Raw genomic sequence first — 5,309 nt, 5'->3', positions numbered from 1 at the left:
TGTGGCGGCTCAACCGCTTTGCCCCGCCCGCCGCCCGCGGCCTGTGCCGGGTGCAGGCGGGGGTGCACCGCAGCCGCGTGCACGCCTGACCCCCGGCGTCGGGGCCCACCCGCACCGGGGCCGCGCCAAGGGACGACCGGCGCGGCACGTCGGGCCGCTTCTCGCGACGAAACCGCCGCGATGATCCTCGTGCGGACACCGGCGCGCCGGGTGAGCGGGCGTGGCAGGCTGCGTGCGTGAGCGCCCAGGACCCGATGACCGTCACGCTCCTCGGGACCGGCGCGGCGGACGGCTGGCCCAACCCGTTCTGCGGGTGCGCTTCCTGCCGGCACGTGGTGGCGACGGGGGAGCTGCGCGCCCAGACCAGTGCCCTGGTCGACGGGCGGCTGCTGCTCGACTGCGGACCGGAGGCGCCCCGGCAGGCGCTGCGTGCCGGGGTCGACCTGACCGGCCTGGAGGCGGTGCTCGTCACCCACGCGCACCCCGACCACTTCGACCCGGCGGTGCTGCTCTACCGCGGCTGGGTGACCGACCAGCCGCTGCGGGTCCTCGGCCCGCCGCCGGTGGTCGACGCCTGCCGGCCCTGGCTCGCCCCGGGCCAGGACCGGGTCGAGCTGGTGGCTGTGCGCCCCGGCGAGTCGCACCAGGTGGCCGGGCACGAGGTGCGCGTGCTGGCCGCCAACCACGGCGCCCCGGGTGAGGCCGTGCTCTACGAGCTCACCGGGCCTGCCGGCCAGCGGCTGCTCTACGCCACCGACACCGCCGAGCTGCCGGAGGGGACCGTCCAGGCGCTCGCGGGCGCCGGGCTCGACCTGCTGCTGCTCGAGCAGACCTTCGGCGACCGGACCGACCTGCCCGGCGACCACCTCACCTTCGGCTCGTTCGCCGCGACGGTGGACGCCCTGCGCCGGGTCGGCGCCGTCACCGACCGCACCGACGTGGTCGCGGTCCACCTCAGCCACTTCAACCCGCCCGGTGCCGAGCTCGCGCATCGGCTCGCCGCGTGTGGCGCTCGGATCGTCCCTGACGGCACCCGCCTGTGCCTGCCGCCGCGGGCGGTTCAGCCGGTCTGAGCCGCCGGGTTCAGCGCCAGCGGGCGGCCGGTGGCGACGTCGACGACGAGGCGCCCGCCGAGCGGGGCGGCCAGCGTCACCCGTACCGGGTCGAGCATCATGATCGCCGGGCAGGGCGACCCGTCGTTGCTGCGCGTGACGGACGCACCCACCACCACGACGCCGTCGGCCTCGAGCACCCGCGCCCGCACGTCCCGGTCGCACGGGCTGACGCCCACCCGGAAGCGCAGCGACTCCCCGCCGACGCCGGTGAGGTCCTGGGCCGCGGCGAGCCGGCTGCCCGCGGGCAGGGGTGGCAGCGCCGGCGGCTGGGGGACCTGGCTCACCGCGTCGGGGGAGACCGCCACCTGGCCCACCGGGCCGGACAGCCGCTCGACGGTGAACAGCCACACCGGCACCGTTGCCACGCCCCGGCTGGTGCGCAGCGGCGCCGTCGCCAGGCGAGCACCGGTCACTGTCAGCGCCGTGCACGGGCCGAGACCGGTGGGCACGACCCCGCCCGACGGCGCGGCCGGCCGGCTGTCCCGCGCAGGTGGCGGGGTCGTGGGCCCGTCGCAGGTCGCGCCGCCGCGGTCCATCAGCCGGTATGCCGTGCGCGCCCCGACCACGGGCACCCGCAGCCGGCTGCCGTCGGGGAACTGCACCGACCCCGTCTGCGGGGTGTCCGGCAGGGTCCCCTTCAGCCGGAACAGGCCGGCCTGGAAGGCCTGCCTGGTCGCGACGTCGGGGAACCCCTGCACCGGGGGGAGGGTGAGGCTCTGCAACGGGACGAAGCCGTGGGCCCAGTCATGGTCCGGCGGGTGGAGCCGCCACGCGCGCGCGACCGCCGCGGCGCGCTGCTGGAAGCCGCCGTCGCCGCTGCCCCCGCCACCCGGCATACCGACGCGTTGCTGGCCGCAGGCAGCCAGGAGCACGAGCGGGGCGAGCAGCGGCAGGAGCAGGGAGCGGCGCACCATGCCGATGGGACGCCCCGGTTCGGCGGCCGGTTGCCTCCAGTGATCCGCAAGGAACCGTCAAGTCCCGGCGCGGCGCCTCCGGACCCGACAGACTCGGGGTCACGGAGTGGGACGGTTCGGGCCAATCCGTACGCCGTGGGCGAACATGAGCGAATGGGACTCAAGGCGAGGAACACCGCGACGAGCGGAGCCGTTGTCCCGATCACGCATCAGGTGCCCTCGACGGGTGCCGCGATGTCGTGCAGCACAGATAGCATCGAGGTGTCTCGATAGCGAGGAGAGATAGCGATGTTCGAACGGTTCACCGACCGGGCCCGTCGGGTTGTGGTGTTGGCGCAGGAAGAAGCGCGCATGCTCAACCACAACTACATCGGGACCGAGCACATCCTGCTCGGCCTGATCCACGAGGGCGAGGGTGTCGCTGCCAAGGCACTCGAGAGTCTGGGTATCTCCCTCGACGCCGTGCGGGAGCAGGTCCAGGAGATCATCGGCCAGGGCCAGCAGGCCCCGTCCGGGCACATTCCCTTCACCCCCCGGGCCAAGAAGGTCCTCGAGCTGTCCCTGCGCGAGGCGCTGCAGCTCGGTCACAACTACATCGGCACCGAGCACATCCTGCTCGGCCTCATCCGCGAGGGTGAGGGCGTGGCGGCGCAGGTGCTGGTCAAGCTCGGCGCCGACCTCAACCGGGTGCGCCAGCAGGTCATCCAGCTGCTGTCCGGCTACCAGGGCAAGGAGCCGACCACGACCGGTGGCCCGCAGGAGGGCACCCCGTCGGGTTCGCTCGTGCTCGACCAGTTCGGCCGCAACCTGACCCAGGCGGCCCGCGAGGGCAAGCTCGACCCGGTCATCGGCCGGGCCAAGGAGATCGAGCGGGTCATGCAGGTGCTGTCCCGCCGCACCAAGAACAACCCGATCCTGATCGGCGAGCCCGGTGTCGGCAAGACCGCCGTCGTCGAGGGCCTGGCCCAGGACATCGTCAAGGGCGAGGTGCCCGAGACGCTCAAGGACAAGCAGATCTACACCCTCGACCTCGGCGCGCTCGTCGCCGGCAGCCGCTACCGCGGTGACTTCGAGGAGCGCCTGAAGAAGGTGCTGAAGGAGATCCGCACCCGCGGCGACATCATCCTGTTCATCGACGAGATCCACACCCTCGTCGGTGCCGGTGCCGCCGAGGGCGCGATCGACGCGGCGAGCATCCTCAAGCCGATGCTGGCCCGCGGCGAGCTGCAGACCATCGGCGCGACGACGCTGGACGAGTACCGCAAGCACATCGAGAAGGACCCGGCCCTCGAGCGCCGGTTCCAGCCGATCCAGGTGGCCGAGCCCAACCTCGCCCACGCGATCGAGATCCTCAAGGGCCTGCGGGACCGCTACGAGGCGCACCACCGCGTCTCCATCACCGACGGCGCCCTCGTCAGCGCGGCCAACCTGGCCGACCGCTACATCAACGACCGCTTCCTGCCGGACAAGGCGATCGACCTCATCGACGAGGCGGGCGCGCGACTGCGCATCCGCCGCATGACCGCACCGCCGGACCTGCGCGAGTTCGACGAGCGGATCGCCCACGTGCGTCGCGAGAAGGAGTCCGCGATCGACGCGCAGGACTTCGAGAAGGCCGCGTCGCTGCGTGACGACGAGAAGAAGCTGCTGGCGCAGAAGGCCGAGCGCGAGAAGCAGTGGAAGACCGGCGACATGGACGTCGTGGCCGAGGTCGACGAGGAGCTCATCGCCGAGGTCCTCGCCGCCAGCACCGGCATCCCCGTGTTCAAGCTGACCGAGGAGGAGTCCTCGCGACTGCTGCACATGGAGGAGGAGCTGCACAAGCGCATCGTCGGCATGGACGACGCCATCAGGGCGCTGTCCCAGGCGATCCGCCGCACCCGCGCCGGCCTGAAGGACCCGCGCCGTCCGGGTGGTTCGTTCATCTTCGCCGGCCCCACCGGTGTCGGTAAGACCGAGCTGGCCAAGACCCTCGCCGAGTTCCTCTTCGGCGAGGAGGACGCCCTGATCCAGCTCGACATGAGCGAGTTCAGCGAGAAGCACACCGTCTCGCGGCTGTTCGGCTCCCCGCCCGGCTACGTCGGCTACGAGGAGGGCGGCCAGCTCACCGAGAAGGTGCGCCGCAAGCCGTTCTCCGTCGTGCTCTTCGACGAGGTCGAGAAGGCCCACCCCGACATCTTCAACAGCCTGTTGCAGATCCTCGAGGACGGCCGCCTGACCGACTCCCAGGGCCGCGTGGTCGACTTCAAGAACACCGTCATCATCATGACCACCAACCTCGGCACCCGCGACATCGCCAAGGGCGTCTCGCTCGGCTTCTCCGCCGGGTCCGACACCCGCACGGGCTACGAGCGGATGAAGAACAAGGTCCAGGACGAGCTCAAGCAGCACTTCCGCCCCGAGTTCCTCAACCGCGTGGACGACATCATCGTCTTCCCGCAGCTCACCCAGGAGGAGATCGTCGCGATCGTCGACCTCATGGTGGCCAAGCTCGACGAGCGGCTCAAGGACAAGGACATGGGCATCGAGCTCACGCCCGCGGCCAAGAACCTGCTCGCCAAGAAGGGCTACGACCCGGTGCTCGGCGCCCGTCCGCTGCGTCGCACGATCCAGCGCGACATTGAGGACGCCCTGTCCGAGAAGATCCTCTACGGCGAGATCAAGGCCGGCGAGATCGTCCTGGTCGACACCGACGGCGAGGAGAAGGACGCGCAGTTCACCTTCCACGGCACCCCGCACACCGCGGCGCCGGACTCCCCGCCGGTGGAGACCGCCGGCACGGAGTGAGGGAGGCGCCCTGACGGGACGCCGACCAAGCAGGTATGCCGAGGGGCCGGGTGCACACGCACCCGGCCCCTCGCGCGTGCCCGGGCACACGGCAGACCGGCCGGCGGTGGATTCGACGGCATGGTGCCGCCGCTCGCCGTGGGCCATCTCGTACGGTGTGGGGATGCGCCCGACCCGATCAGCCCACCTGACCCGTCGCCGCCTGCGGGCGGCCGGAGCCGGGGTCGTGGCCCTGGCGCTGGCCCTCGCCGGCTGCAGCGGCTCCGAGAAGCCGGCCCCGAAGGCGGCCTCGTCGTCGACGACCACACCTGCCCCGACGCCGAGCCCGTTCCAGGCCAAGGGCCTGCCGGCCGGGCTGCTGGCCGCGGTGCGCCCCATCTACGTCGGGGGCGCGGTGCCGTCCTCGCCGTCGGCGGCCGCGGCGCTCAAGGCGCGCAAGGTCACGCCGGGCGCGAACGTCACGGTCGTCGGGTCGCTGGGCACGTGGAAGAAG

The 5,309-nt window shown here is 72.3% G+C and carries 3 protein-coding genes and 1 pseudogene; 3 read left to right on the top strand and 1 reads right to left on the bottom strand.

Annotated elements, in window-relative coordinates; translation table 11 throughout:
- The first annotated feature begins 236 nt into the window (after window positions 1-236).
- The gene (locus VF825_RS03485; RefSeq protein WP_331110186.1) at window positions 237-1,073 is read left to right on the top strand and encodes an MBL fold metallo-hydrolase; all 837 of its coding nucleotides are present in this window, start codon (window positions 237-239) and stop codon (window positions 1,071-1,073) included.
- Here VF825_RS03485 and VF825_RS03480 read toward each other — a convergent pair.
- Window positions 1,061-2,029, bottom strand: coding sequence for a hypothetical protein (locus tag VF825_RS03480; protein ID WP_331110184.1), 969 nt, complete (start codon window positions 2,027-2,029; stop codon window positions 1,061-1,063). The genes VF825_RS03485 and VF825_RS03480 overlap by 13 nt on opposite strands.
- Before the next feature lie 288 nt (window positions 2,030-2,317).
- Here VF825_RS03480 and VF825_RS03475 point away from each other — a divergent pair, with 288 nt between their 5' ends.
- Entirely contained in the window at window positions 2,318-4,816 is a 2,499-nt protein-coding gene (locus VF825_RS03475) for an ATP-dependent Clp protease ATP-binding subunit (protein WP_331110182.1), read from the top strand.
- A 163-nt stretch (window positions 4,817-4,979) separates the two neighbouring features.
- Window positions 4,980-5,309: pseudogene (locus VF825_RS03470) on the top strand (hypothetical protein); the annotation flags it as partial.

Source organism: Oryzihumus sp., from assembly GCF_036391795.1.
Classification (GTDB): domain Bacteria; phylum Actinomycetota; class Actinomycetes; order Actinomycetales; family Dermatophilaceae; genus Oryzihumus.
Note: the sequence above shows the minus strand (reverse complement) of the source record. Positions and strands in the feature narration are given on the sequence as shown.

Bases quoted from the DNA above. Each gene is read 5' to 3' on its own strand.
- VF825_RS03480 (WP_331110184.1), bottom strand. From the start codon at position 2,029: ATGGTGCGCCGCTCCCTGCTCCTGCCGCTGCTCGCCCCGCTCGTGCTC.
- VF825_RS03475 (WP_331110182.1), top strand. From the start codon at position 2,318: ATGTTCGAACGGTTCACCGACCGGGCCCGTCGGGTTGTGGTGTTGGCG.